General features: G+C 63.1%; 22 protein-coding genes and 1 pseudogene. 7 read left to right on the top strand and 16 right to left on the bottom strand.

Features of this window, described 5'->3' with window-relative positions:
- The 4 genes from EAH73_RS21650 to EAH73_RS21665 form a co-directional block, all read right to left on the bottom strand.
- On the bottom strand, positions 1-262 hold a 262-nt coding region (locus EAH73_RS21650), incomplete at its 3' end, for a transposase (protein ID WP_140469524.1).
- 138 nt (positions 263-400) lie between these two features.
- Positions 401-1576, bottom strand: a complete 1176-nt coding sequence (locus tag EAH73_RS21655) for a hypothetical protein (RefSeq protein WP_140469525.1) — start codon at positions 1574-1576, stop codon at positions 401-403.
- Positions 1577-1655: 79 nt separating this feature from the next.
- The gene (locus EAH73_RS21660) at positions 1656-2249 is read right to left on the bottom strand and encodes a DUF4269 domain-containing protein (protein ID WP_140469526.1); all 594 of its coding nucleotides are present in this window, start codon (positions 2247-2249) and stop codon (positions 1656-1658) included.
- Between the two features lie 50 nt (positions 2250-2299).
- On the bottom strand, positions 2300-2716 hold the full coding sequence (locus tag EAH73_RS21665; RefSeq protein ID WP_140469527.1) for a hypothetical protein: 417 nt from the start codon (positions 2714-2716) through the stop codon (positions 2300-2302).
- Positions 2717-2900: 184 nt separating this feature from the next.
- On the opposite strand from EAH73_RS21665, the gene EAH73_RS21670 reads away from it, so the two are divergent.
- From EAH73_RS21670 to bla, 6 genes and pseudogenes are all read left to right on the top strand, one after another.
- The gene (locus EAH73_RS21670) at positions 2901-3464 is read left to right on the top strand and encodes a Crp/Fnr family transcriptional regulator (protein WP_140469528.1); all 564 of its coding nucleotides are present in this window, start codon (positions 2901-2903) and stop codon (positions 3462-3464) included.
- A gap of 92 nt (positions 3465-3556) precedes the next feature.
- Complete coding sequence (locus EAH73_RS21675; protein ID WP_140469529.1) at positions 3557-3973, top strand: RidA family protein; 417 nt, start codon at positions 3557-3559, stop codon at positions 3971-3973.
- A gap of 69 nt (positions 3974-4042) precedes the next feature.
- Entirely contained in the window at positions 4043-4333 is a 291-nt protein-coding gene (locus tag EAH73_RS23805) for a hypothetical protein (RefSeq protein ID WP_240047366.1), read from the top strand.
- Positions 4334-4369: 36 nt separating this feature from the next.
- Entirely contained in the window at positions 4370-4987 is a 618-nt protein-coding gene (locus EAH73_RS21680) for a helix-turn-helix domain-containing protein (protein ID WP_240047367.1), read from the top strand.
- Between the two features lie 225 nt (positions 4988-5212).
- The gene (locus tag EAH73_RS21685; RefSeq protein WP_317129406.1) at positions 5213-5833 is read left to right on the top strand and encodes an SDR family NAD(P)-dependent oxidoreductase; all 621 of its coding nucleotides are present in this window, start codon (positions 5213-5215) and stop codon (positions 5831-5833) included.
- 286 nt (positions 5834-6119) lie between these two features.
- Positions 6120-7010 (top strand): annotated as a pseudogene (bla, locus tag EAH73_RS23810) (class A beta-lactamase).
- Positions 7011-7176: 166 nt separating this feature from the next.
- Here bla and EAH73_RS21700 read toward each other — a convergent pair.
- The 6 genes from EAH73_RS21700 to EAH73_RS21725 form a co-directional block, all read right to left on the bottom strand.
- Positions 7177-8004, bottom strand: a complete 828-nt coding sequence (locus EAH73_RS21700; RefSeq protein ID WP_140469532.1) for an SDR family oxidoreductase — start codon at positions 8002-8004, stop codon at positions 7177-7179.
- Between the two features lie 111 nt (positions 8005-8115).
- Positions 8116-9024, bottom strand: a complete 909-nt coding sequence (locus EAH73_RS21705; protein WP_140469533.1) for a helix-turn-helix transcriptional regulator — start codon at positions 9022-9024, stop codon at positions 8116-8118.
- Between the two features lie 106 nt (positions 9025-9130).
- Positions 9131-10078: a helix-turn-helix transcriptional regulator gene (locus EAH73_RS21710; protein WP_140469534.1), complete on the bottom strand. Its 948-nt coding sequence runs from the start codon at positions 10076-10078 to the stop codon at positions 9131-9133.
- Between the two features lie 283 nt (positions 10079-10361).
- The gene (locus EAH73_RS21715) at positions 10362-11120 is read right to left on the bottom strand and encodes an SDR family oxidoreductase (protein WP_140469535.1); all 759 of its coding nucleotides are present in this window, start codon (positions 11118-11120) and stop codon (positions 10362-10364) included.
- A gap of 74 nt (positions 11121-11194) precedes the next feature.
- A complete protein-coding gene (locus EAH73_RS21720; RefSeq protein ID WP_140469536.1) occupies positions 11195-11935 on the bottom strand; it encodes an SDR family oxidoreductase in 741 nt (246 codons plus the stop codon).
- 245 nt (positions 11936-12180) lie between these two features.
- A complete protein-coding gene (locus EAH73_RS21725) occupies positions 12181-12927 on the bottom strand; it encodes an SDR family NAD(P)-dependent oxidoreductase (protein WP_140469537.1) in 747 nt (248 codons plus the stop codon).
- Between the two features lie 178 nt (positions 12928-13105).
- Here EAH73_RS21725 and EAH73_RS21730 point away from each other — a divergent pair, with 178 nt between their 5' ends.
- Complete coding sequence (locus tag EAH73_RS21730; RefSeq protein ID WP_140469538.1) at positions 13106-13483, top strand: winged helix-turn-helix transcriptional regulator; 378 nt, start codon at positions 13106-13108, stop codon at positions 13481-13483.
- A gap of 423 nt (positions 13484-13906) precedes the next feature.
- Here the strand turns inward: EAH73_RS21730 and EAH73_RS21735 are convergent, their stop codons facing one another.
- The 6 genes from EAH73_RS21735 to EAH73_RS21760 all read right to left on the bottom strand — a co-directional run bounded on the left by EAH73_RS21735 (position 13907) and on the right by EAH73_RS21760 (position 23484).
- Positions 13907-15406, bottom strand: coding sequence for a calcineurin-like phosphoesterase C-terminal domain-containing protein (locus EAH73_RS21735; protein WP_140469539.1), 1500 nt, complete (start codon positions 15404-15406; stop codon positions 13907-13909).
- A 52-nt stretch (positions 15407-15458) separates the two neighbouring features.
- Positions 15459-16748 (bottom strand): DUF5689 domain-containing protein, encoded by a 1290-nt coding sequence (locus tag EAH73_RS21740; protein ID WP_140469540.1) that lies wholly within the window; start codon positions 16746-16748, stop codon positions 15459-15461.
- A 33-nt stretch (positions 16749-16781) separates the two neighbouring features.
- A complete protein-coding gene (locus EAH73_RS21745; RefSeq protein WP_140469541.1) occupies positions 16782-18245 on the bottom strand; it encodes a SusD/RagB family nutrient-binding outer membrane lipoprotein in 1464 nt (487 codons plus the stop codon).
- A gap of 18 nt (positions 18246-18263) precedes the next feature.
- Complete coding sequence (locus EAH73_RS21750; protein WP_140469542.1) at positions 18264-21728, bottom strand: SusC/RagA family TonB-linked outer membrane protein; 3465 nt, start codon at positions 21726-21728, stop codon at positions 18264-18266.
- Positions 21729-21764: 36 nt separating this feature from the next.
- Positions 21765-22793, bottom strand: a complete 1029-nt coding sequence (locus EAH73_RS21755) for a FecR family protein (RefSeq protein ID WP_140469543.1) — start codon at positions 22791-22793, stop codon at positions 21765-21767.
- A 121-nt stretch (positions 22794-22914) separates the two neighbouring features.
- On the bottom strand, positions 22915-23484 hold the full coding sequence (locus EAH73_RS21760; protein ID WP_140469544.1) for an RNA polymerase sigma factor: 570 nt from the start codon (positions 23482-23484) through the stop codon (positions 22915-22917).
- Between the last annotated feature and the right edge of the window lie 306 nt (positions 23485-23790).

Genomic DNA, 23790 nt, shown 5'->3' on the forward strand with positions numbered 1-23790 from the left:
GCAGGGCATCGTTTTGCTGCACGGCTGCCAGCACCCGGGCCCACACCCCGGAGGCGGTCCAGCGCTGGAAACGCGTGTACGTCGTGTGCCAGTTGCCCCAGGCGGCGGGCAGCGCCCGCCACCGGCAGCCGTTGCGGGCCAGCCAAAGCACCGCTTCTACGAAGCGCCGATTGTCCTGGCCGCGGCCCCCGCTCGTGCCCTCCCGGCCGGGCAACAGCGGCGCGATGCGCGCCCACTGCGCGTCTGTCAACAGGTAATCCATGGCCCAAATTAATAATCACTGTTAACACCTCCTAGTCACGTTCACTCCCGCCCACGCTGGAACAGCAGCTGCGCACTGGCGCACTGGCCACGCGGTGCGGCCAAGGGGCTTTTCCGCTCGATTGTTTTGCCAAAAGAACTAGTAGGCAGGAAGGTCAATTGCCCATGTAGTAGTGTCAAGGTTCCATTCGGGTGGCAGGGGCCCTGCAATTTTATTACCGCGAAGGTCCACGTAGACGAGCCGCGCGAGCCGGCCCCATTCGGGCGGCACGGACCCCGTGAGTCGGTTGCCGTACAGCCCTACTACGGTGAGGGCCCGCAAATAGCCCCATGCCGGGGGTAGGGGGCCCGTGAGCTGATTGTGACGAAGCTCCAGGTATTCGAGCTTCTGCAGCTGGCCCCATGCGGGAGGCAAAGGGCCGCTGAACTGATTATGGGGCCCCGGCAGCTGTTCAGGGAGTACGTGCTGGTGCAATGCCAAGTGTTCGGGCGCGGAGAGCCAGCGCCACTCGGGCAGGTCGGGCTCGCTTGGGCCCGCCAGACTCAGTACCCGCAAGGCCTGAAGTTGACCCCATTCTGCGGGCAAAAGGCCGGTAAGCTGATTGCCGTCCAGGCCCAGTTCGGTCAGCGCTGTCAGCTGCCCCCAGCGCGCCGGTAAGCACCCTGTGAACTGGTTGGCCCGCAGGTTTAAGTGTTGCAGCGCGGCGAGCTGCCCCAGGTCCGGCGGTAGGGGGCCGCTGAGCGCGTTGCCCTCCAGCCGAAGCTCCGTGAGGCCGGCGAGCTGACTCCACTCCGCGGGCAGGGCCCCGGTAAGCTGGTTGATGCGCAGACTCACAAAAGCCAGAGCGGCTAGCTCGCCCCACGCGGGCGGCAAGCATCCGGTCAGCTGATTATGCTCCAGATACAAGTACTCAAGCGACGTGAGCTGACGCCAGGTAAGCGGCAGTGGACCGGTGAGCTGGTTGTGTCCCAAGTTAAGATGCACCAAGTTGGACAACAACCCTAGCTCGGGCGGCAAGGGGCCGGTGAGCTGATTGTGGCGAAAATTCAGATGTTGGAGGGCCGTCAGTAGTCCCAACTCGGGCGGTAAAACCCCCGCTAGCTGATTAGCGGGCAGTTGCAGGGTTACGACCTGTCCATCAACCACCCTTACCCCGTGCCAGGAGCTGGCCTCAGCCAGCGTCGCAACTTGCCAGGCAGCGGCCGTCGCTGGCCAGTTCGTGCGCACGGTCCAACCAGCGCCATTCGTGCATTCATAGAGCCGGCGCAGGGCGTGCAGCGTGGCGCTGGCAGATACCGAGGGCAGTTGTGTCACAAGAATGTTTGTGAATGAGATGTTTATGTTCGCTATGGAATGACTGCAAGCAGCAACCAGGGTGGTTGTTCGACGACCATCACTTGCTACCCAGTGGGGGAAGGGGATGTTGCACTAGCTGTGCCGCTAGCTCAGCAGCCGGCCAGCCTTCCAGGGTTAATAAAGCCTCGTACGGGTCGCCGGGCAAGTGCAGGAGCTGCGCGAAAGCCGGTTCCGTTTTCACCCCCTGCTGTTTGAGGCGCTGCACGGCCGCCCGCCAAGCCTCGCCACCCATTTGCAGAACGGCCGCTTCTACCACCAAGTGCCGTACGGCATACTGCTGGCTGGTAGGCAGGGCCTGGCCAAATACCTCAAGGGCTACCCCTGCGTAGCAAAAACTCCCAACAACAGCCGCCTGCCCTTGACTGACAGTATGCCGGAGTCGAAACCCCGTCAAGTGCCCGTATTGGTCTTGCAACACCTGCCTAAACGACGTCTGGCTGGGCAGCGGCACTTCACAAATAACATCTAAATCGCTAGTCGGCAAATCAATAGCTAGGGGAATGGTGCCAGCCAACACCGGGTCGAACGCGTGCAGCGTGGGCCATAGGGCCAGCTCAGTCAGCACTGCGTAAGCGCGCTGCTGCCGGCTGTTGCCTTTTTGCAAGTAGCGCAGGTCTTTCCAATCTTGCATCTGATTCACTAGCAGCGCACTACTCACTGCAAATGGTTGCGAACTGTTATTTACCGAGGCTCCAGCACCTTGATTTTCAGCACGTCGGGGGACAGTTCTAGCACTTCCAAGCGAGCGTCTTGCTGCGACGAATCACCGAAGGTGAGGTGCAAAGCCCGGGCATTCACCCAGCGCCAGTGGCCGGGGAGGGGCAAGGTGCCATCGGTGGGGGCAATGGCGAGCTTGGTGAGCTGGCCACCGGCGGCAAACGTGTAGCCCTCGCGGCCCCGGGCGGGTGGGAAAGCATACGTGGCCGGGCGATACACCTGCACGGCCCCCTGGTCTTCCTCCTGGCTGTGGCGCCAGGTGCGCAGCAGTTCGCGGGCTTGGGGATGCTGCAAGGTCTGGGCCGGTAGCTGACTGGTAGAATGGCAGCTGCTGGTGGCCAGCAAGGTGACCGCACCGACTAGTAACAAAAGGAAACGCATGCAGAAGAGGAGGGAAGAAGAGGAAGGATTTAACCCAAAGTACCGCCGTAAAACTACGCGTCGGGCTGGGGGCGGCCCTTGCTTACATTCGCCATCCCTAACCCAGGGCCTACTTTTCAACAACAGGAGGCCATACTTGCTTGGCTTGGCAGGACATTTTTAGAAACCAGACTCCCCTCAAAACATGCAGCACTTATTGCGCGCTCACCTTGAAAAGCTGGTGCCGCTCACCGAGGCGGAGTTTGCGGCGGTGCTCGCCCGGTTCAGCTGCCGGCAGGTGGCCAAGGGTGGCTTCCTCGTGCGCGAAGGTGAGCTGGTCAGGCACAACTACCTGGTGGTGGCGGGCTTGCTAAAGCTGGTGCATACCGATGCGGCCGGCAAGCAGCACTTCCTCTCGTTTGCAATGGAAGACTGGTGGGAAACTGATTTTCAGGCCTACTACACCCAAACGCCGGCCACCTTGTCCCTGGAGTGCCTGGAGGAGACCACCGTGTATTGCCTGACCCTGGAAAACTACCGGGCGCTTTGCGCGGAGCTGCCGCAACTGGCCGAGTTCTTTTTACACAAGCTGGCGCTCCATTCCATTGCCACGCAGCAGCGGCTTTTATCGCTGCTGACCACCACCGCGCAGCAGCGCTACGAGCAGCTGCTGGCGCGCTACCCGGCGCTCGGGCAGCGGCTGTCGAAAACGCTGCTTGCTTCCTACCTAGGCGTCTCACGCGAAACCCTAAGCCGCTTATCCAGTTAGCGCAAGTCCTCGGCCGATTGTGCGGTAGGTCACAGGTGCAAGGGGTAGCTGCCCCGGAAATTTGCGGTCTCCTTTACAATCTGCCACGACAAATGGAACCGCACCACAAAGAAACCAAAGGGCTCGGCATGCCCTGGGAAGCGCAGTATGGCTACGCCCAGGCCCTGAAAATAGATGACACCGTGTGGCTAGCTGGCCAGGTGGGGCACGATGCGCACGGCGCCATAGTTGGCCCAGACATGACTGCGCAGATGCGCCAGGCCTACGCCAACATCGCGCAGGTGCTGGCCCACTTCGGCCTGGGCATGGCCGACGTGGTGGACGAAACCTTGTACGTGCTGGACAACGATGCCGCGTTTGCCGCGCGCCAGCTACTGGGCCGGGAGGTGTACCCCGACCCCCTGCAGGTGCCCAGCACCATGATTGGGGTAGCGCGGCTGAATGTGCCGGAGTTTCTGGTTGAAATCAAAGTAGTAGCCAAGCAAGGCCGGGCCGCCGCCGCGCAGTAGCTTCTGAACAAGCGTGGGCAGCCGCTAGTTACAGGGCGCTGCTTTGAATCTTACAAGCTGCTCCTCATCATGACGACCAACGCCCTTCATGCCCTCTCCCAGGAGCTAGCGCCCAGCACCGGCCTCGACTTGAGTAAGCTGCTGCCTGGGGGCATTCAGCGCGAAGTGGGCCACTTCAACGTGTTTGATATGGCCGACCTGTGGGAAACCACTCAGTTGCGCGCCAGCATGTCCTATCCCTGCCGCTCGTTCTACAAAATTAGCTTGCTGCGTAGCCGTAGTCGCGCTGAATATGCCGACCAGATCATTGACATTGAGCCGGATACGCTAGTAATTTCGACACCTAAGGTGTCTTTTTAGTGGCGGCCCGCTGAGGCGCAAAAGGGGCATTTCTGCTTGTTCACGGCTGAGTTTTTGCTGCCCGTGCTCAGGGGTGGCACCCCCGACGAGCTGCCCTTGTTCCAGGCCGGCGGCTACCCGGTGTTTCAGCTGACGCCTGCTGAAACGACGCGGGCAACAGCTATTTTCGCCCAGATGCACGAGGAATTGGCCTCCGACTACGCCCACAAGTACGATTTGCTGCGGGCCTACGTGCTGGAGTTGCTGCACCTGGGCCAGAAGCGGCAGTCCACCACGGCGTTGCACCCCGCCCACTCGGCGGCTGACCGGCTGGCCTCGCGCTTCGTGGAGCTGCTGGAACGGCAGTTTCCCATCGACACGCCCCAGCAGCGCGTGCCGCTGCGCACGGCCAAGGACTTTGCCGACCACCTGGCCGTGCACGTCAACCACCTCAATAAGGTGCTCAAGGACAGCACCGGCCGCACCACCACCGACCTCATCGGCGGGCGGCTGGCGCAGGAAGCCAAGGCCCTGCTGCACCAAACGAACTGGACGCTCTGGGAAATTGCCGACGGCCTGGGCTTCGTGGATGTGGCGCACTTCTCGCACTTTTTCCGCCGCTACGCCGCCGTGAGCCCCGGCGCATTTCGGTCGCTGGAAGTCGTCTCCATTTGATTTATACAAGAAGCTGATTGACGACTACAACACCACCGGTAGGAAGCAAGGGGAACTTTGTCGTGTTCATTTAACACGGCAAACGCACGCCCTCATGAGTACTTCCAAAATCGTCCTCGTCACCGGCGGCAGCCGCGGCCTGGGCAAAGACATGGCCCTCAAACTTGCCCAGCAGGCATCGACGTTATCCTGACCTACCGCAGCCAGCAGGCCGAAGCCGCGGCCGTGGTGGCTGGTATTGAGGCCCTGGGCCGCCGCGCCGTGGCCTTACCTCTGAACGCGGCTGATAGCAGCACCTTCGGTGATTTCTTCACGCAGCTCACTACGGCGCTGGCCGATACCTTCGGCACCAACCGATTTGACTTTCTCATCAACAACGCCGGCACCAGCCTGAGCGCGCCCATCGCCGAAACGACGGAGGCTCAGTTTGATGAGATGCTGAACATTCACCTCAAGGGGGTGTACGTCTTCACGCAGAAGGCCTTGCCGGTACTGCGCGACGGGGGCCGCATCGTCAACATCTCCTCGGTGTCGGCGCGCAGCTCTCATCCAGGCTTCTCCGCCTACGGCAGCATGAAAGGGGCCGTGGAAGTCTTCACCCGCTACCTCGCCGTAGAGTTGGGCCCCCGCGGCATTGCGGCCAACGTGGTGGCGCCCGGCGCGGTGTTTGGCGGCGGGGCCATGCCGGATTCGCCCGAAATGCGCGCCTGGGTCGCCCAGATAACGGCCCTCGGCCGCACGGCCGAGCCCGACGACATCGGCGGCATCATCGCTTTTCTCTGTACCGATGCCGCCCGCTGGCTGAACGGCCAGCGCATCGAGGCCGCGGGCGGGGTGGTGTTATAGCGCTAACCAGCAATGTAATAACGTTGGCTAATAAAACAGGCAGGTACTGGCTTAGTATCTGCCTGTTTTTGCGTTTAAGCTACCCGGTAAGTGCTACAACTCCTTTGCCCGCTACTGTTGCGCCGCGCCGCCCGCCTAACAGCCACATGCTTGAGGTGCGAGTCACTTTTTATTAGAAAAATATGGCCTGCCGACTATCAGGTAGTAAATCAGGCGCGTAAAACGCACTTGATTTGCGGTTGCTTCGTCCCAAATTGCTTGTAGATATATGTTGAAGTATTGTTTAATGGTCAGTACGTTGGTCCTGGCTAATACCCCATTGCGGGCCCAGCACCCGGCCCTGCGCGCGACCATCGCCCGCCTAGCCGCTGGGGCCCCTGCCAAGGTCGGCGTGGCGCTGCGGGTGCTGGAAACCAACGATACGCTCAGCTACCACAACCGGCAGCCTTACCCAATGATGAGCGTGTTTAAGCTGGCCATCGCCATGCAGGTGCTGCACGAAGTAGACCGCGGCCACCTGCGGTTGGCGCAGCAGCAGCTCTTAACCAAAGCCGACCTGCCGGGTGATACCCACAGCCCCCTGCGTGACAAGTACCCCAGCGGTAACGTGCGCGTCTCAATTCAGGAATTGCTGACGTACATGGTCACGGTGAGCGACAACAACGCCTGCGACATCCTCCTCCGGCTGGTGGGCGGCCCGGCCAAGCTCACGGCTTACGTCCGGCAGCTGGGCGTGTGGCCCTTTGTGGCGGAGGTGTCAGAAGCCCAAATGGCGGCGGTGTGGCGCAACCAGTACCGCAACTGGAGCTACCCCTCCACGTAGGTCGACCTGCTCGCCCAGGTGTATCACCACACCGCGTTGTCCCAGGCCAACAGCGCTCTGCTCTGGCAACTGCTGCTGGACACGTCGGTGGGGCCGCAGCGTATAAAGGGGCTGCTGCCGGCCGGCACGCCGGTCGCGCACCGCACGGGCACGTCCGGCACCAATGCTGAGGGCCTATCGCCGGCACTCAACGACGCTGGGGTTATCAAGCTGCCCAACGGCCAGCACGTGGCCCTTACGGTGTTCGTGGCTGATTCGCACGCCGATACCGCCACCCGTGAATTGCTCATTGCCACCATTGCCCGCGCCGTGTATGACGAATTTGCGCCGCCGGTCGTCCCCGCCAAACCGTAGCTGCTGCGCTTCTCTGCCGCAAAATATAATCAAGGCTATCAATTAGTTGCCTGTGGCCCACAACAGGCCCAAACTAGCGTTGCAATGCCAGCAAGATGCCTTGTAAAAAGCAAAAGCCTAGCAAGGCTCAAGCTTTTTCAGGGTGCCAACAGGAAGCTGGTTAGGCTTAACCGTCAACTTCAGTTGAAAAGGCCACGGCCTGCTGCGCATCCAACTCCGCTAAGCGCGCCACCAGGGCCGCCCGAATCTGGGTGTAGGCCCCACGGCCGAGCGTAAGCCGCCGCGGGGCCGGGCTTTGCTCTGCCGAATGCAGCATGGCGTCCACCATTTTGACTGGGTCGCCAGTGATAGCAAAGCTGCCGTCGCTGACGCCGCGGCGGACGTCACCGGCGGGGGTGGCCTCGTAGGCGGGCAGGGGCGTGGCGTGGACTAGCCCGCCGCCGAAGCTCGTGCGGGCCGGGCCAGGCTCGACCAGCGTAAACTCGATGCCGAAGGGTGCAACCTCCTGGGCCACGGCCTCCACGAAGCCCTCAATGCCCCACTTGGTGGCGTGGTAGTAGCCGAAATTGGGGTAGGCAATCTGGCCGCCCTCCGACGAGAGCTGCAGAATGCGCCCGCCGCCCTGGGCCCGCAGGTGGGGGAGGACGGCGCGAATGACTTGGACGGAGCCGGTTAGGTTGGTGTTGATTTGCTGCTGAATCTGGTCGTCGGTGGCTTCTTCACCGGCGCCGAAGAGGGCGTAGGCGGCGTTGTTGACTACCACGTCGATGCGGCCTAGGTCCGTAAATGCCCGGCCAACTACGCGGCGCACGGCCGCAGTGTCGGTTACGTCCAAGGCCGCCACCCAGAGCTGCTCGCCGTACTGCGCCTTCAGGTCAGCCAGGGCGTCGGGTTTGCGCAGCGTGGCGGCTACCTGCTCCCCACGCGCCAAAAGCTTTTCGGTCAGCAGGCGGCCGAAGCCAGCCGACGTACCGGTAATAAACCACGTTTTCATAAAAATGGGGGGTTGGTTGACTCCGAAAAAGATGCGTTCTCGTTTGCCCCACAAAATTATTTCTGCCCCGTACGGGCTAGCTAACGTCAATCAAACCAATGCCGTCGCCAATCAAACCGAGCGCAGCGAGGAGGGCGTGCAGCCGGCTATTTTCCGAAAAAGCTGGGCGAAGTGCGTGGGTTCGTCGAACCCCACGCAGTAGCTGATGCGGCTGATGGGCCAGTCGGTATGCTGCAGCAGCGTGCGGGCCTCCTGCACGAGGCGCTCGGCCAGCAGCTGCGAGGTGGATTTGCCCGTGGCAGCCTTCAGCACCCGATTGAGGTAGTTGACGTGCACGGCCAGCTGGTCGGCAAAGTCGGCCGGTGTGCGCAGGACCAAGCGCCGCGCCGGCGTAACGATGGGGTACTGGCGGGCCAGCAGCGCGTGAAACGCGGCCACCAGGCGTTCGGGGCCCCTACTGACGTGTGGCTGCTCAATGGGCGCAAGTTTTAGGGCCCCGTGAATGCACGTCATCAGGTAATGGTACAGCAGCTCATCCTTGGCGGGGTAGTCCGAATCCTGCTCGGCCAGCATTTGCTCGAACAAGCGCGCAAACCCGGCGTGCTGGTCCGGCGCGAGGCGGAAGAAGCTGGGGCGGTCGGGCGCAAAAACGGGCCAGTCCGCCGGCCGCGCACTCGTGCGGGTTGGCACAAATTCTTCCGTAAAAACGCAGCAGTAGCCCTGGCAGGTGTTGCCCGCGGGCAGCTCCCAGGAGTAGGGTATTTGGGTGTTAGTGAACACCAGGGCGGGCTCTTCAGGGGCTAGCGCCAGGTGCTGGTGCGCGTAGTGGTAAGTGGAAGGCCCGGAGCTCAGCGTAACCTTAAAGAAATCTTTGCGGCTGTAAACGCCCATCAACTCGAAATCGGCCAGGAAATCCTCCAGCCGCCACGCCCGAAAGTGCCCCCCGCTCGGCCAGGTAGCGGCGGGCGTCTGCGCGGGATGGTGGGCGTAATAGTCAGCTAATTTCTGCTGCTGAACCATGGGAAAGGCGCTTTTTGCTTGGGTATACCCAACTCCTATACGGGCGGCTACGGGTAGCGCGCAAAAAGAGGTCTTGGCGCATGCTTGCACTTTTGCCGCCAGCCCGCTAGGCCGGGCGCTGCCGGGTAAGGCTGACCGGTAGCTGGCCCGTGTAGCGGGCGTAGAGCTGCGTGAAATGCGCGTGGCTGCTATAGCCTACGGCGGCAGCCACTTGCTTGACGCTCAGTTCGGAGTGGCGTAGCAGCTCGGTGGCGCGCCCTAGGCGCTCGTTGGTCACGAACTGATTGGGGGTGCGCCCGGTGGTACGCTTGAAAACGCGGCAGAAATGGTAGGGGCTCAGGAATACCAGCTCGGCCAGGTCCTCCAGGCGAATAACGCGGCCGAGCTGCGCCTGCACGTAGTCGCGCACCCGCCGGAGCTGGGTGGCCGTTAGCTTGCCCCGGCGGTCGGGCAGCGCGTGCGAAAACGCGCAGTGCCGGCGCAACAGTTGCGCGGCCAGCAGCTGGGTGGCGCTTTCGGCAAACAAGCTGTCGAGGCCGGCCGTGGCGCCTACTTCCTGGGCTAGGGTGCGGCTGAGCTGGTAAAGCAGCGCGTCGGGGATGTTGCAGCCCTCGGCCACTTCCACCCGGGCGGGGTCGAGGCCGGCGGCTTCGGCCGTGCGGGCCAGCAGGGTGAGCGGCAGGTACAAGTGGGCCGTGCGAATGGGGGCGGCAGTGAGGGCCGCCCACTGCATCTCGTACGGCTGGTGGTGGGGGGTAGTGAGCTTCACCGTGCCGGGCCGCGAAATGTAGGTTAGCTCATGGCCCTGGCTTCGCACCTGCATCCTAGTAGTGCCCGAAAGCAGCAGCAGGCGCAATTGGCTGGGCGGCAACAGGCTAGTGGGCTCAATGCAAGCGGGCTCGGCAAACAGCTGCACGGCCAGCTGGGGCCAGCGCTGCTCGCGCAGCAGGCTGGTTTGCTGGGGGCTAACCTCGGTATGGGTGGGTGGAACGTCATTCGTCCTGGCCGCCCGCGCATCGTGCCGAAGGGTGTTGGTATTACCCGAGAGGGTCATAAACTGCTCAGTATTTAGGCACCCACTAAGCGGATTTGGGATAGCTCCTAGGCAAAGCTACTCGCAGGTCGTCGCTACTACTAGGGCCATCCATTGGCCTTGCGGCAGCAGGCCGCTAGCTTATTTCATCCGCTTTCAGGGGAGAAAGATAGCGGCCTGCGCCGGAAATGCGTTTTTTGACCTGGCGTTTATTTTAGGCTACCTAGGGGGTAGGCGGGGCCCCCAATTAGCGGTCGAACGGTCTGGCTGACTCCCACTACATTAGCCTATTTCTTCAGTTCCCTTATTGCGTGGCGCCGCCATTAGCCAGCAAGTGCTGCCCGCTGACAAACGAGGACAAGTCGCTGGCAAAAAACTCGGCTAGGTTGGCTACGTCTTCCACGCTGCCGAGGCGGCCCATTGGGCAGCTGTCAATAAGGGATTTGCGCAGCTCGGGGTAGGCGTTGGGGTCAGCGAAGATGCCCGAGTGGTCGATGGCAAAGGGAATCAGCGAGTTCACCGTGACGCCCCGGTGGCCGATTTCTTTGGATAGGACATCGACTAAGTAGCGAGGCGTAGTCTTGCTGCCGCCGTACACGGCCATGCCCGGCATCGGAAACACCGTGGTGCTGGAGGCGACGTAGATGATGCGGCCGTGGTCGGCCACGTGCTTGGCGGCTTGCTGCAAGGTGAAATAGCTGCCCTTGGTGTTGAGCGCAAACACCTGGTCAAACTGCGCTTCGGTGAAGTCGGTCACAGGGGTTTCGACCAGCTCCATGCCGGCGTTGGCCACCACGATGTCGAGCTTGCCGAACGCGGCCACAGCTTCGGCGAATAGCCGCTCGATATCGGCCACTTTCGAAATATCGGCCTGCACGGCCACGGCCCGCCGGCCCTGCTCCGTGATGGTGCGCACGACCTCCTCGGCCCCGGCTTTGCTCTTGGCGTAGTGCACGACGATATCGGCCCCTAGGGCCGCGTACCGCTCGGCAATGGCTTTGCCCAGCCCGCTCGAAGAGCCGGTGATAAGGGCGACTTTGCCCGCTAATGAAATGGTTGACATACCTGAATAGTTTTGGGTAAGAAGGGGAGGGTAGGGGCCCACAGAAGGCGCCGGGAATGTTGCCGCGCTGGCGCCTAGGCGAAGCCGCCGTTGGCCCCGATGTTCTGGCCCGTTACCCAGCTGCTCTCGTCGCTGGCCAGTAGCAACACCATGCGGGCAATATCTTCGGGCTCGCCGATGCGGTTGAAGGCGGCCATCGCCCCCAAGCGGTCAATTACCTCCTGAGGCTTGCCTTTGGTGAACAGCTCCGTATTGACGGGGCCCGGCGAGATGCTGTTGACGCGGATGCCGCGCGCGCCCATCTCCTTGGCAAACACGCGGGTTAGCTGCTCCACGGCGCCCTTGCTGGCGCAGTAGGCGGCGTAGGTGGGCAGCATCAGCCGCGTTACGGAGCTGGAGAAGTTGACGATGCTGCCCCCGTCGGCCAGCTGCGTGGCGGCCTCGCGTAGGGTGTTGAATACGCCCGTCACGTTGATGGCCAGCGTGCGCTGCAAATCCTCATCGGTGGTGTCCTTTAGCAAGCTCAGCTTCATGATGCCGGCGTTGTTGACCAGCACATCCACGCGGCCGAAGCGGGCGATGGCCGTGGCAAACAGCTGGCGCACGTCGGCCGCCTGGCTTACGTCGGCTTGCACTGCTAAGGATTGTCCGCCCGCTTGCTCGATGGCGGTCACGACGGCTTCGGCATCGGCCTGGCCCCCGGCATAGTTGACGATAACCTGGGCCCCGGCCTGGGCGGCGGCCCGGGCAATGGCCGCGCCAATGCCGCGCGAAGAGCCGGTAATGAGGACTACTTTATCCGTTAAGTCTGACACAAAAGCGAGGTTAAAAGGGTGAGAAACTACTCCTTGCTGAAACGCGGCCAGTAGCAGCGCGTTTTTCGGCTTCTTGCGCTTTGCTACCGGCTTCTTGCGTTTTTGGCTTCGTTGAAACTCTGCGGCGCCTGATTCTCTCCCTTAATAGACTGCTCCTAGGTCAAGTGGCCTCTTGATTAAGTGAGTATGCTCGCCTTGACCCAAAGGCCCTGCTGTGGCCTGGTAAAGCGAGCATACTCACTTAATCAAGCGGACCAGCCCCCGTCGACATTGAGGGTGGCGCCCGTGATGTAGCCGGCGGCCTCGCTGGCTAAAAAGGCTACCACTTCGCCTACTTCTCGCGCCGTGCCAAGCCGACCTAGCATGATGGTCTGGAGCAGGCTAGCCACCGTGGCGGAGTCGGTCGGGGTCATGTCGGTTTCAATCAGGCCGGGCTGGATGATGTTGACCGTAATCTGGCGCGGGGCCAAGTCGCGGGCCCACCCGCGGGTGTAGGCCGCCAGGGCACCCTTCGAGGCCGCGTAGTCGCTAGTGCCGGCAAACGGGGTGCGGATATTCGACCCCGACCCAATATTGATGATGCGCCCGCCCGCGGATAAATGCTCGACGGCCGCCCGCACGGTCTGGGCCGTGCCATACACGTTTACCTGCCACAGGTGGGCCAGGGCCGATTCGTCAGGCGCCGCTTCATCGACCGGACTGTGCACGTACACGCCGGCGTTGTTGACCAGAATATCGAGCTGCCCGAAGTGCGCGACTGCGGCGGCGAGGGCCTGCCGCACCTCGGCGGGCTGGGCCGTGTCGGCTTGCAGCGCCAGCACCTGACTGCCCGCCTGCTCCAATTCCGCGACTAGCGCTTGGGCGGGTTCCACGCCCCGCACGTAGGTAAAAGCCACGCGCACGCCTTCGGCGGCCAAGGCCCGCACTATCCCGGCCCCAATACCCCGGCTGCCTCCCGTTACGAAGGCTACTTTATTCGTCAAACCTTTCATTGTGTTGCATTTAATATGAACTACCGAGGTACTGCTGTGTCGGCGCAACAAAGGTCTGGGGAGGAAAAAGGGCTGGCAATCCCGGAAAAATTGTTCGCGTAGGGATAACCTTTACCCCTAGGGCTGTTTTCTTCCCTAGGCGGCACTGGCAGTAGTGCCGGCGTCCAACTCATCGGCGATGTATCAGAAAAAACTAGAACGCACCCTCGATTGCGGGGCGGTCCTGACCATGCAAGTGCTGCACGGAAAGTGGAAGTCGACGCTGCTGCACTTCATTGCCCGCGGCGTGCAGCGCCCGAGCGACTTGCAGCGGGCCATTGCCAGTGCCACCCGGCGGGTACTCAATATTCAACTCAATGAATTAGAGCAGCACGGCCTGGTTGGCAAAACCATCTACCCGCAGTTGCCGCCTAAGGTGGAATACTACCTCACCCCTCTAGGCGAGTCCCTGCTGTCGGTGATTGACACCCTGGAGAAGTGGGGCAACGAGCACCGCGCCGTGCTGGAAGCGGTGTTGGAGGCCACCCCCGGCGCCCTATCCGAAGCGGCAGAGTAGGCCTGGCCGCACTGAACCGGCCTCTAGGTAACTATCACTCTGCTAAGTCAAAGTAAATGCCCGTCAGTTGTTGGGTCAATGGCCACAAGCGGGCGGCACTGGCGGCATCTACCGAATAGGGTTTTGCCCCGGCCGACATTCCCGCCCCAGGCGCCAAGGGGGCGACATCCACCTCTTCGCAGTACGCGCCACCGACGTGGTGCAACAACGCTGGCCGATGGCGACGTCCATTTCCAGCGTCGTTACGCCCAAGTCCAGCCCCCGGCCGCCCCGGGGCCCTGCACATCAAGCGGGTGGGGCGACTGGGCGGCCAGCGCAGTGCCGCCGAGCCGGACAGCCGCAGCAAAGTAGTTCGTGGGAGCGTGGTAGGGTAGGCGTAAGGCGGGCAAGCGCAAAACGGACGTGGGGTGCTGGGGCCCCGGGCTACACGGCCAGCGTGTCGCGGTACACTTGCCCGAAGCGGTCGGTGGCTTCGATGCGGATTTCTTTGGCGTTGGCCGACGGCGTGGCAAAGAACAAGTGGTCGGTCAGGGTCGGGTCGACCCACTTGTGCTTGGCCGGCAGTTGGTCGCCGCCGTGCAGCTGCACGGCCAGCGGGTCAAGGCCCACGCGCTGCAGCATCTCGCCCCGGCGCACGCCGTCCTCAAACCAAACCACTTTCCACTGCGGGTCCCAGTTCCAAACGTTGGCCACGATTTCATCGGGGTGGGCCGCGGCGCTGCCCTTGGGGTAGGTCCGGAGCTGGTGCTGGCGGTCGTGGCCCACCGATTTGTAGTACCACTTGAGGTCGGCGCCGCTTACCTCGTACACGCCGTAGCCGCTGGGGGCCCCGTCGGTGCAGATGGGGCCGGTCCACCACGCACCGCACACCGCGCCGTGGGTATGTTCGATGGTGTTTTCGTGGAAAATCTTCTCGCACACGTGCGTATGGCCCGACATGATGTGCGTCGGGTACGGCTTCAAAATGCGGTACAGCTCGGCCCGGTTCGACACCACGCCGCCCAGCGATTCCTCCTTAAGGTTGTTGCGCCGCTGGTCGCCGCTGTTCACCGGAATGTGCAGCGCCACCACCACCGTGGTGCCGGGCTTCACGTGGCTCAAATCCTGCTCCAGCCACTGCAACTGCTGCTCGGGCAGGTAGCCGATGTACTTTTTGGGCGGCCCGATGAAGAAAACGTTATCGAGCACCACGTAGTGGATTTCACCGCGGTTGAAAGAGTAATACGTGGGCCCAAAGTGGCTCTTGAACGTGCGTGCCGAGCCTTCGTCGGCTCGCGCCGTTAGGTCAAGGTCGTGGTTACCAATAACCTGGAAAAACGGAACGTTGCCGATTTCGACCGCCTTTTTATAGTCCTCGAACAGCTCAAACTTGTCCCAGACCAAGTCGCCGCAGCCAATGGCGAAGGTGTTGGCGTCGTACTGCGCAGCCAGCTTTTGCAAGTCGGGCGCGGAGCTGGTTAACAGCTCGCGGCAGTCCTTTTTATTGATCATCTGCGGGTCGGCCCAGACAATAAACGTGTGCTTGGTGTCGTCGCCGGCTAGCTTTTGCAGGGCAAAATCGGCCGTCATCTTCGTATTGCCTGGCGTGATGGGCTGGTAGAACCGCGCCACGCCCTTCTCGTGCGGAAAGGCGTAGCCGCGCGGGACGGAGACGTGCACAAATTCGGCTGTGGCATTGCTTTCCAACGTGTATTTGCCCGCCTTATCGGTGAGCACGATGTTGTAGCCATCGGTCACGGCCACGCCCGCCAGGCCAGCGCCATTCTGGTGCACTTTGCCCCGGATGGTGAGGGGCCCCAGGCGAAGTTTTTGGCCGGTTGGCGGGGTTTGCTCCGGGTCGGCGGCAAGCGCAGCGGGGGCCAAGGGCAGGCTGAGGCCCGCGCCCACGAGGCCCAGGCTTTGAAGAAATTTGCGGCGGAACATGGCGAAAGGGAAAAGGCGTGGCGCGGACTCGCGGCGTCCACGCCACCGGTTATTAATTCTCGTAAATGGCAATGTCATCCAGCCCCAGGCGGCCGTTGGATACCGCGGGCGGGTTGTTCGGGCCCAGGCCCAGCTTGTTGACGCGGAAGCGCACCGGGCCGCTGATGTTCATCAGGAAAGTACTGGTGCGCTGAAAGTTGCCAGCGTCGGTGATGGTGGGGCCGGTTTGCTGCCAGGTAGCGCCCTGGTCCTGCGAGTACTCCAGCTTCCAGGCGCTGGCGGCGTCGGTGTAGTAGGCGCCGTAGAGCAGCGTAACCTTGGTCGCGCCGTTGGGCAGGTCAAATTTCATTTCCACCGTGGCCGCTTCGGTGAGGCCCTGTTGCAGGCGGATGCCCTGGGTGCCGGTGTAGCGGTCACGGCCCGAAGTATTGCCCAAGATGCTCTGGTACAGTTTCCAAGGGCCGGTGCCGAAGGTTACCGTATTGTCGGGCACGGCGGCAGTGTTCATGTTGTAGCTGCCCTTGGTGGCCTGCGGCACCGCCTCGAAGCCCTCCGGAAACTTGGGGTAGATGGGGCCGCTGGGGTCAAGCGCGTCGGCGGCGGTGCGCAGCCACAACTGCGGGGCCCCAGCCGGGCTGGCGGCATCGGGGCTGCCCACCGCAATGCCCACAAATGTGGCGCTGGCCGGGAGGCGCCGGGCAGCGAAGGCGGCCGTGGCTTCGGTGTGCAGCGTCAAGCGGTTGCCCGCGCCGTCGGCCAGGGTTTTATTGCCGCCGTAGGTGTCTCCCGACACGGGCAGCGGCGTAATGCTGCCGCCCGTGATGCGCACCAGCGTGCTCTCGTACGTCTCAAAATTAGCAACCAGGGCCCCTACGCTGATGTCGCGGGTGGCCACGGCGTTGTTGCTGCTGACTTTGCGCACGCGGTCAGGCGCGATGCCTTCCAGGCGCAGTGCGCCCGCGCTCCGGGCCAGGGTGGCCCCGGCGATGTCCACCACCACCGAGTCGCCCACGGCGAAGGCCGGCGCGGCGGGACCGCTCAGCGGGATGAGGATGCCGCGCACCACGCCGCGCCGCTTGCTTTGCACCACCAGGCCAGCGGGGCCACCGGGCGCGTTGCCGCCGGGCGCATCCGACACCACGAGACCAACGAGTTGGTGCGCGCCCGAGAGCTGGCCCGCTTCCAGCACCACGTTGGTGCCCTGGTAGAGACGGCGCACGTCTTCGAGCGAAATGATGGGGCTGGGCGCGCCGGCCGCGTAGTCGGGGTCTTTCTCCAGGCAGCTGGTGGCGGCCAGGGCCGTCGCCACCCAGTAAACCCCGGATAATAGCTTATTTTTCATCTACTTGCGATTGACAGTTAAGAGTGCGCCGGCTTACTGCTGCCACCACACCTTGGTGTTGATGTCGTCGGGGCCCTGGTCGGCCACGGCGGCCTGGTAGTTCACCTGGTTGAGGCTCTGCACGTAGACCGGGTAGTTGATGCGGGCCGGCATCTGGCGGTTGTTGCGCAGGCCGGGGCCCAGCGGCAGCACCGGGTGGCCGGTGCGGCGGTACTCAAACCACTGCTGGAAGTCGGTGAAAAACAGCGCGTAGTACTTCTGCACGTGAATCTGGTCGAGGCGCTTGGCCACGGGCGTGGCGGGGTCCCACTTCACGTTGGTATTGGCCAAAAAGCCGGCGGGCACGGCCAGGCTCCAAAGCGTGATGCCGCTGGTGGCGCCGGTTTCGTAGTAGGCCTTGGCGTCGCCGCTGATCCAGCCGCGCAGGGCGGCTTCGGCCAGGTTGAGCTGCACTTCGGGGTAGTTGAGAATGTTGCCCAGCAGCGGCTCGGTCATGAGGGTCGCGGGGTAGGTCGATTTTTGGGCTGGAATCTGAGTGGGCAGGTAGCCGCTCGGAATGCCCTCGTAGGTGCCGTTGGAGAGGGTAGCCCACCGGGCCAGGCGCGGGTCGTTCCACTCCAGCAGGTTGTTGACGAAGAACTCGCTCATCGAGCTAAAGGCCGAGAAGTCGGCTGTGCGGTAGGTCTGGAAGGGCGACTGGTAGGGCGCCGTGCCCGTCCAGCGCAGAATGGCCGACTCGGCATTACTGGCGATGAGCGGGTAGTTGCTGGGGTTGGTGTTCACCATATCGCGCAGCTTGGCCTGCGGGCTGAGGCCGCCCGGGGCAATGGCGTCGGTGCGGTTGGACACGCGCAGCAGCAGGCGCAGGTAGAGCGAGTTGCCAAACTTGCGCCACTTCAGGGCATTGCCCTGAAACAACGGGTCGAGCTGGGTCTGGTCGGCGCCAAGATTAACGTTGGTTTTCAACAACTCGTTGGCTTCTTCGAGCTTCGCGAACAAGTCGCGGTAGATGTCCTCCTGCCGGTCAAACTTGGGCAGCAGCACCCCGGTGCGGCCCTGGATGGCTTCCGAGTACGGCACGTCGCCGAAGGTGTCGGTGAGCAGCGAAAACGTCCAGACCTCGCAGATGCGGGCAATGGCCATGAACGTGTTGCTCTTCACCGCCGCGGCGCTGGCGTACATGTCCCGAAAATCGGTGAGCTGGGTGTACCAACCGTTCCACATGTAGTCGGCCTCCGCCGAGCGGACGACGTAGCGGTGAAACTCGTCGTTGTCGACCCGCGACACGTGCACCTGCATCAGTTCGTTGGTGATGCGGAAGGCACGGTCCATGTTGCGCTTCACCAGGTCGGTGAGGGCGGGGGCCAGCAGCGCCTCCGGCACCACGTTGGGGTTTTGGTTGGGGTTGACGTTGAGCTCCTCGAAGCCCTTGGTGCAGGCCGAAAGGCCCCCTAGGCCGGTGGTGGCGAGGAGCAGGTAGGCGAGTAGTTTTTTCACGGGAAGAAGAGAAAAGCGTTAGATGCCCACCGTTAGGTTGAGGCCCACCGTGCGGGTGCTCGGAAACTGCCCCAATTCAAATCCCAGGTCGATGGACCCGTTGTTGAGCGTGCCGAACTCGGGGTCGAAGGCCGGCCAGTTGCTGATGATGAGCAGGTCGCGGCCGTACACGCCCACCGAGGCCTGCGTGAGGTGAAGCTTGCTGAGCAAGGTGGCGGGCAGGGCGTAGTCGAGGCGCATCTCGCGCAGCTTGAGGAAGTCGGTGCGGAAGAGGTTGGCCTCCACGTTGTCGCGGCCGTAGTGGATATTGTAGTAGCTCACGATGTTGTCGGCCACCACGTCGTTGGGCCGGTAGGTGCCGTCGCTGTTGCGCACCACGCCCTGGCCGATGATGCCGTTGTAGCGGCCGGGCAGCGTGGCGGTGGTTTTGCCGCCCTCGGCCAGCGAGGCGTTGGTGAGCGAATACGCCTTGGCCCCAAACTGCCCATCGAACAACACGCTCAGGCGCAGTCGCTTGTAGCTGAATTCGGTGCCCGCGCTGGCCTTCCACTGGGGCAGGGCGCTGCCGAGGTACTTGCTGGCGTCGCCCAGCACAGGGTAGCCGTTTTCGTAGACAATCTGGCCGTCGGGGGCGCGCTCGTAGCCGCGGCCGTAGATGGCGCCCATGCTGCCGCCGGGCCGGGCCTCCACCGTGCCCCGGCCGCCGGGGCCCCGCTGGAGCTGGTAGGTGAGCAGGCTGTCGGCCAGGGCCACTACCGTGTTGCGGTTGGCGGTGAAGGTGCCGTACACGCGCCAGCCGAAGCCCTTGGAATTGGCCAGCACCGTGGCATTGGCCTGAATCTCCAGGCCCTGGTTGCGCACCAGCCCGGCGTTGATGACCACCTCGTTGTAGCCCGCCGACCGGTCGATGGGCGCGCTCAAAATCTGGTTCGAGGTGTTGTTGCGGTACACCGTTACGTCGAGCCCGATGCGGTTGCGCAAAAAGCGCAGGTCGGCGCCCAGCTCGATGCTCTCGGTGCTGCGCGGTTTCAGGCCCGCGTTGGCAATGGAGGTGGGGTTGGAGAGGCCCGAGGCGTAGCCCGTGGCCACCGCGTAGGTGTAGGCCGTGAGGTAGGGCGTGGTGCCGCCGCTGCCCACCCGCGCCCACGAGGCGCGCAGCTTGGCAAAGGACACCGCTTCGGGCAGCGGCAGTAGCTCCGACACCACGGTGCTGAGGCTGGCCGAGGGGTAAAAAGGCACCCGCGAGGCCGCCACCGAATTGGCCGTGGCCAGGGTACTCGTCCAGTCCTGGCGGCCGGTCAGGTCGAGGTACAGAAACTTGCGATAGGCCACCGTAGCCAGCCCATAAAAGCTATTGACGGCAAAATCAGCGCGGTAGGGCAGGGCGACGGGCAAGTCGCGGCTGTTGGCGAAGGTGAACACCTGCGGGTAGAGCAGGCGCTCGGCGCGCAGCTCGTTTTTGTCGTAGCGGTTGCGCAGGTTGCTGCCCCCCACCGACGCGCTGAGGTCAAACTGCCCGAACGTGTGGGCGTATTGGAGCAGGAAATCGTGGTTGACCTCCTGCGAAAAAATGCTTTGGGTCCGGAACATGCCGTCCTTGTAGCGCTCCGTGTCCTTGGGCCGCTGCTGCGAGCGTGCCTCGTACGAAAAGTCGAGGGCCGAGCGCAACATCAGGTTCCAGTCCTTGCTGAACTTGTAGTTGACCTGCACGTTGCCGGTGAGCGAGTTGCGGTTTGATTTGTTCAGCATCTCGTTGGCAATCAGGTACGGGTTGTCCACCAGGCTGCTAAAAGGGTAGCGCTGCGTGACGCCCACCGCGCCGGGGGCCCAGTAGTCTTTCAGCCAGTCGAGGTTGGCGTTGGGCACTTGTAGCACGGCCCAGTACATGATTGTCTGGTTGTTATAGCCGGTCGAGGGCAGGTTGTCGCTGGCCCGGTTGGTGTAGTTCACCTTGGCCGACACCTGGAGCTTATCGGTCACTTTATGGCTCGCCGACAAGGCCACGGTGTTGCGGTCGTAGCCCGTGTTTGGGATAATCCAGGTGTTCTGTAAGTTGGTCAGCGACAGGCGCACGGCCGTGCGGTCGGTGGCCCCGTCAATGGAGATGGTGTTGGTAAACGTCTTGCCGGTCTGAAAGAAATCCTTGCGGTTGTTGGGCTGCGCCACCCAGGGCGTGCGCTCGGCGCCGGTCGTGTTGGTGGCCGGGTCGTATTGAAAGAAGGACTGTCCGTTGAACCGGGGCCCCCAGGCCGAGCTGGTGCTGCGCGTGCTGGCGCCGTCGGCCGTGTTGTTGTAGGAGTAGTAGTTCTCGCCCGCCGCGCCCTGGCCGTACTCGTACTGATAATCGGGCCAGCGCGAAATTGACTCAAAGGCCGAGTTCGAATTGAAGGTCACGCCGATGCCCTTGGGCCGCGCCTTGCCCGACTTCGTGGTGATGATGACCGCGCCGTTGCCGCCGCGCGCGCCGTAGAGGGCCGTGGCGCCGGGGCCCTTCAGCACCGTCACCGATTCGATGTCCTCGGGGTTGATGTCGTTGAGGCTGGTGCCAAAATCGACCGGCGACTCGCTTTGCAGGTAGGCAGTGCTGCCGTTGCCGGTGGCGCGGTTGCTGCCGCCCAGCACCACGCCATCCACCACCACGAGGGCGTCGTTGTCGCCGGCCAGCGAGCTTTCGCCCCGCAGAATAATGCGGTTGGAGCCCGCCGGCCCGCCGCCCGAGCGAATGAGGTTCAGCCCCGCTACCTTGCCCGAGAGTGCATCGGTCCAGTTGTTGGATTTGGCTTCGGTGAGCTGCTCGTTGGAAATTTTAGCGTTGGCATAGCCCAGCTCCCGCTCATCCCTAGGTATGCCCAGCGCGGTTACCACCACCTCGTCGAGGCTGGTGGCGTCTTCGCGCAGCACCACGTCGTAGGTACTTTCTTCGCCCACCGCCCGTTGCTCCGATACATAGCCAATGAAGCTGAAGAGCAGCACGCTGCCGGCGGGCACGTTGAGCTGGTAGCTGCCGTCGGGGGCCGTAACAGTGCCCGTTGCGCCGTCCTTCACCCGGATGGACACGCCGGGCAGGCCCGCACCGTGGGCATCCGTCACGCGCCCCTTCACGGGGCCGTCGGCCGTGGCCTGGGCCTTCATGAGAATGCGCTTGTCCTGCACCGTAAACTGCACGCTGGCCTGCGCCGCCACCACCTGCAGCACCGCCTGGAGGTTGCTGTGCGGGGCCTCTACGCTGATGCGGCGGGCCAGCCGGTCCGCCTGGTCCACGTACAGGAACCGGTACCCGGTTTGCTGCTCGATGCTGGCCAGCACCTGGGCCAGCGGCTGCTGCCGCACCGCAAGGGCGCAGGGCACCCCGGCGGGCTCTTGCCGGACCAGCTGCCCACGAGCGCCCAGGGCCCCCAGTGGGGGACTCAGCGTCAGCAACCCCAGGCCGGCGAGCGCGCTGCGCCAGGCCCGCTTTTGACGGGGAGATATTGGTTGTTTCATAGCGTTGCGGATGAGCTGGTTAGGTACTAAAAAGCACTAGTTGGTGTCTGCCTCGGCGGGTACTCGTCGCAGGTATATTACCTGGCCCTCGCGCCGGTAGCTAATGCCACCGGCCAGTTGCAGCGCGTCGAGCACGCGGGGCAGGGGCTCGTTGTCGAAGGTGGCCCACAGGCGGACCTCGGCCGTGGCGGGGTCGGCAAAAACCAGCTTCACGCCATAGCGGCGTTCTAGTTGGATGGCCGCGTCGGCCAGCTTCTCGTTCTTGAACACCAGTCGGTTGCTGCGCCAAGCCAGCACTTGCTGCCTGTCGAAGGCCTGCCGGTAAATGCGGCCCGTGCTGCGCTCGGCGCGCAGCTGTTGGCCCGGTGTTAGTAAGTATTTGTCTTGCTTGTCAGTTACTTGCACTTTGCCCTCGACCAGCGAGACGGCCAACTGGCTGGCTCCCGGCACGGCGCTCACGTTGAATTTGGTGCCGAGCACCTGGGTCACCCACGCTCCGCTGTGCACCCGAAACGGCCGCTGGGGGTCTTTGCTGACTTCGAAAAACGCTTCGCCCTCCAGGAACACTTCGCGGCTGACCGCCCCAAACTGCGCTGGGTAGCGCAGCTGGCTCTGCGGGGCCAGCGTCACCACCGAGCCATCGGCCAGGCGCAGGCGCTGCGGCTGGCCGGCCGGCGTCCGGCATACCCGGTAGGCCTGCGCCGGAGTGGGCCGGGCGTAGAAGTACGCGCCGCCCAGCGCGCCTAGTAACAGTACCAAAAGTGCGGCTAGCCGGGCGGGTCGCGCCAGCCGTCGCCAGCGGTGTGCGAGCGGTGCAGGCGTGGCGGCTGGCTCAGCGGTTGGAGCCGGCAGGGCCAGCCGGGCTTTTAGCCGCCCCAGGGCCGCGGCCGTTGCGGCGGGGGGAGCGGGCGTTTGGCTGGCTTGCCACACGGTTTTTAGTTGCTCAAAGGTGCGCTCGTTCTCGGGCGACTGGGCTACCCAGGTGGCCAGCCACTCGTTTTCGTCCGGCGAGGTTTGGCGGGCCAGGTAGCGGGCGATGAGCAGGTATAGTTCTTCTTGTTGCAAGGGGCCAGCGACCGGCTCTAAGTGCCGGCGCTGCAGGTAAGACGCCGCTGCTTGCTTACCTCGTGACACCACAGGCCACTCGTAACGTAAGGATAACAGCCGTAACCTGCGCGTAATGCGCTTATTGCACCCCGGAAGCGTAGAGCGTACTTTTCAAAAAGCGCAGCGCCCGGAACATGTGCGTTTTCACCGAATTGACGGAAATGCCCAGCAGCGCGGCTATTTCCTCGTAGGTGAGGCCCCCGTCGCGGTGTAGCTGGAACACTTGGCGCGTGCGCCCGGGCAATTGCCCGATGAGGCACGCCACGTGCGCACTCAGTTCCTGGTAGGCCAGCAACTGGTCGGGCTGCAGGTGCGCCGCCGCGGGCTGGGCAATGGGCGGCTCGGCCAGGGTTTCGAACGGGGCCCGGCGCTGCTCGCGCAGCTTGTCCAGGCTGCGGTGCTTCACCGCCGTGTAGAGGTAGGCCGCCAGCGAGCTCTGCACGGCCAGTTGCGTTCGGCTGGACCACAAGGTGCAGAATACTTCGGCGACGACGTCCTCAGCCGCATCGGTAGGGTAGCGCAGTAGGCCCTGGGCGTAGCGCAGCAACCCCGGGTGAAGGCGGCTAAACAACGCCTCGAAAGCGCGCTCGTCACCCTCGGCCAACGCTGCCAGCTGGTGCTTGTCGGAAGAACTTAGCGGAAAGGTCATACGGGTAGGCAAAACTACCGGGCCCGCAAGGCCGGTAGATTACCCGTGGGTTACGGTATGATTAAACCTGTTTTTCATATGCTTTACTCCCGCCAGCAAGCTTCTGTCTTGTAGGCGCTGCCCGCTGAACTACTTGAGCCTAGCACCGGCATGACGAGCAAAGAGCTGGACCGGGGTTATGAAGCTTGCTTGTTTAGTTCTGCCAAAAATATTAATAAGGTTCGATAAGTAAGATTATCGGACCTTATCCGCACTTTTTGTTTTTGCCTTCCAAAAGTCGCGTTTTACTCCTTTATTATACATAGG

Source organism: Hymenobacter nivis (assembly GCF_006439025.1).
Classification (GTDB): Bacteria; Bacteroidota; Bacteroidia; order Cytophagales; family Hymenobacteraceae; genus Hymenobacter; species Hymenobacter nivis_A.

Bases quoted from the DNA above. Each gene is read 5' to 3' on its own strand.
- EAH73_RS21660 (WP_140469526.1), bottom strand. From the start codon at position 2,249: ATGCAAGATTGGAAAGACCTGCGCTACTTGCAAAAAGGCAACAGCCGG.
- EAH73_RS21665 (WP_140469527.1), bottom strand. From the start codon at position 2,716: ATGCGTTTCCTTTTGTTACTAGTCGGTGCGGTCACCTTGCTGGCCACC.
- EAH73_RS21670 (WP_140469528.1), top strand. From the start codon at position 2,901: ATGCAGCACTTATTGCGCGCTCACCTTGAAAAGCTGGTGCCGCTCACC.
- EAH73_RS21675 (WP_140469529.1), top strand. From the start codon at position 3,557: ATGGAACCGCACCACAAAGAAACCAAAGGGCTCGGCATGCCCTGGGAA.
- EAH73_RS23805 (WP_240047366.1), top strand. From the start codon at position 4,043: ATGACGACCAACGCCCTTCATGCCCTCTCCCAGGAGCTAGCGCCCAGC.
- EAH73_RS21700 (WP_140469532.1), bottom strand. From the start codon at position 8,004: ATGAAAACGTGGTTTATTACCGGTACGTCGGCTGGCTTCGGCCGCCTG.
- EAH73_RS21705 (WP_140469533.1), bottom strand. From the start codon at position 9,024: ATGGTTCAGCAGCAGAAATTAGCTGACTATTACGCCCACCATCCCGCG.
- EAH73_RS21710 (WP_140469534.1), bottom strand. From the start codon at position 10,078: ATGACCCTCTCGGGTAATACCAACACCCTTCGGCACGATGCGCGGGCG.
- EAH73_RS21715 (WP_140469535.1), bottom strand. From the start codon at position 11,120: ATGTCAACCATTTCATTAGCGGGCAAAGTCGCCCTTATCACCGGCTCT.
- EAH73_RS21725 (WP_140469537.1), bottom strand. From the start codon at position 12,927: ATGAAAGGTTTGACGAATAAAGTAGCCTTCGTAACGGGAGGCAGCCGG.
- EAH73_RS21730 (WP_140469538.1), top strand. From the start codon at position 13,106: ATGTATCAGAAAAAACTAGAACGCACCCTCGATTGCGGGGCGGTCCTG.
- EAH73_RS21735 (WP_140469539.1), bottom strand. From the start codon at position 15,406: ATGTTCCGCCGCAAATTTCTTCAAAGCCTGGGCCTCGTGGGCGCGGGC.
- EAH73_RS21740 (WP_140469540.1), bottom strand. From the start codon at position 16,748: ATGAAAAATAAGCTATTATCCGGGGTTTACTGGGTGGCGACGGCCCTG.
- EAH73_RS21750 (WP_140469542.1), bottom strand. From the start codon at position 21,728: ATGAAACAACCAATATCTCCCCGTCAAAAGCGGGCCTGGCGCAGCGCG.
- EAH73_RS21760 (WP_140469544.1), bottom strand. From the start codon at position 23,484: ATGACCTTTCCGCTAAGTTCTTCCGACAAGCACCAGCTGGCAGCGTTG.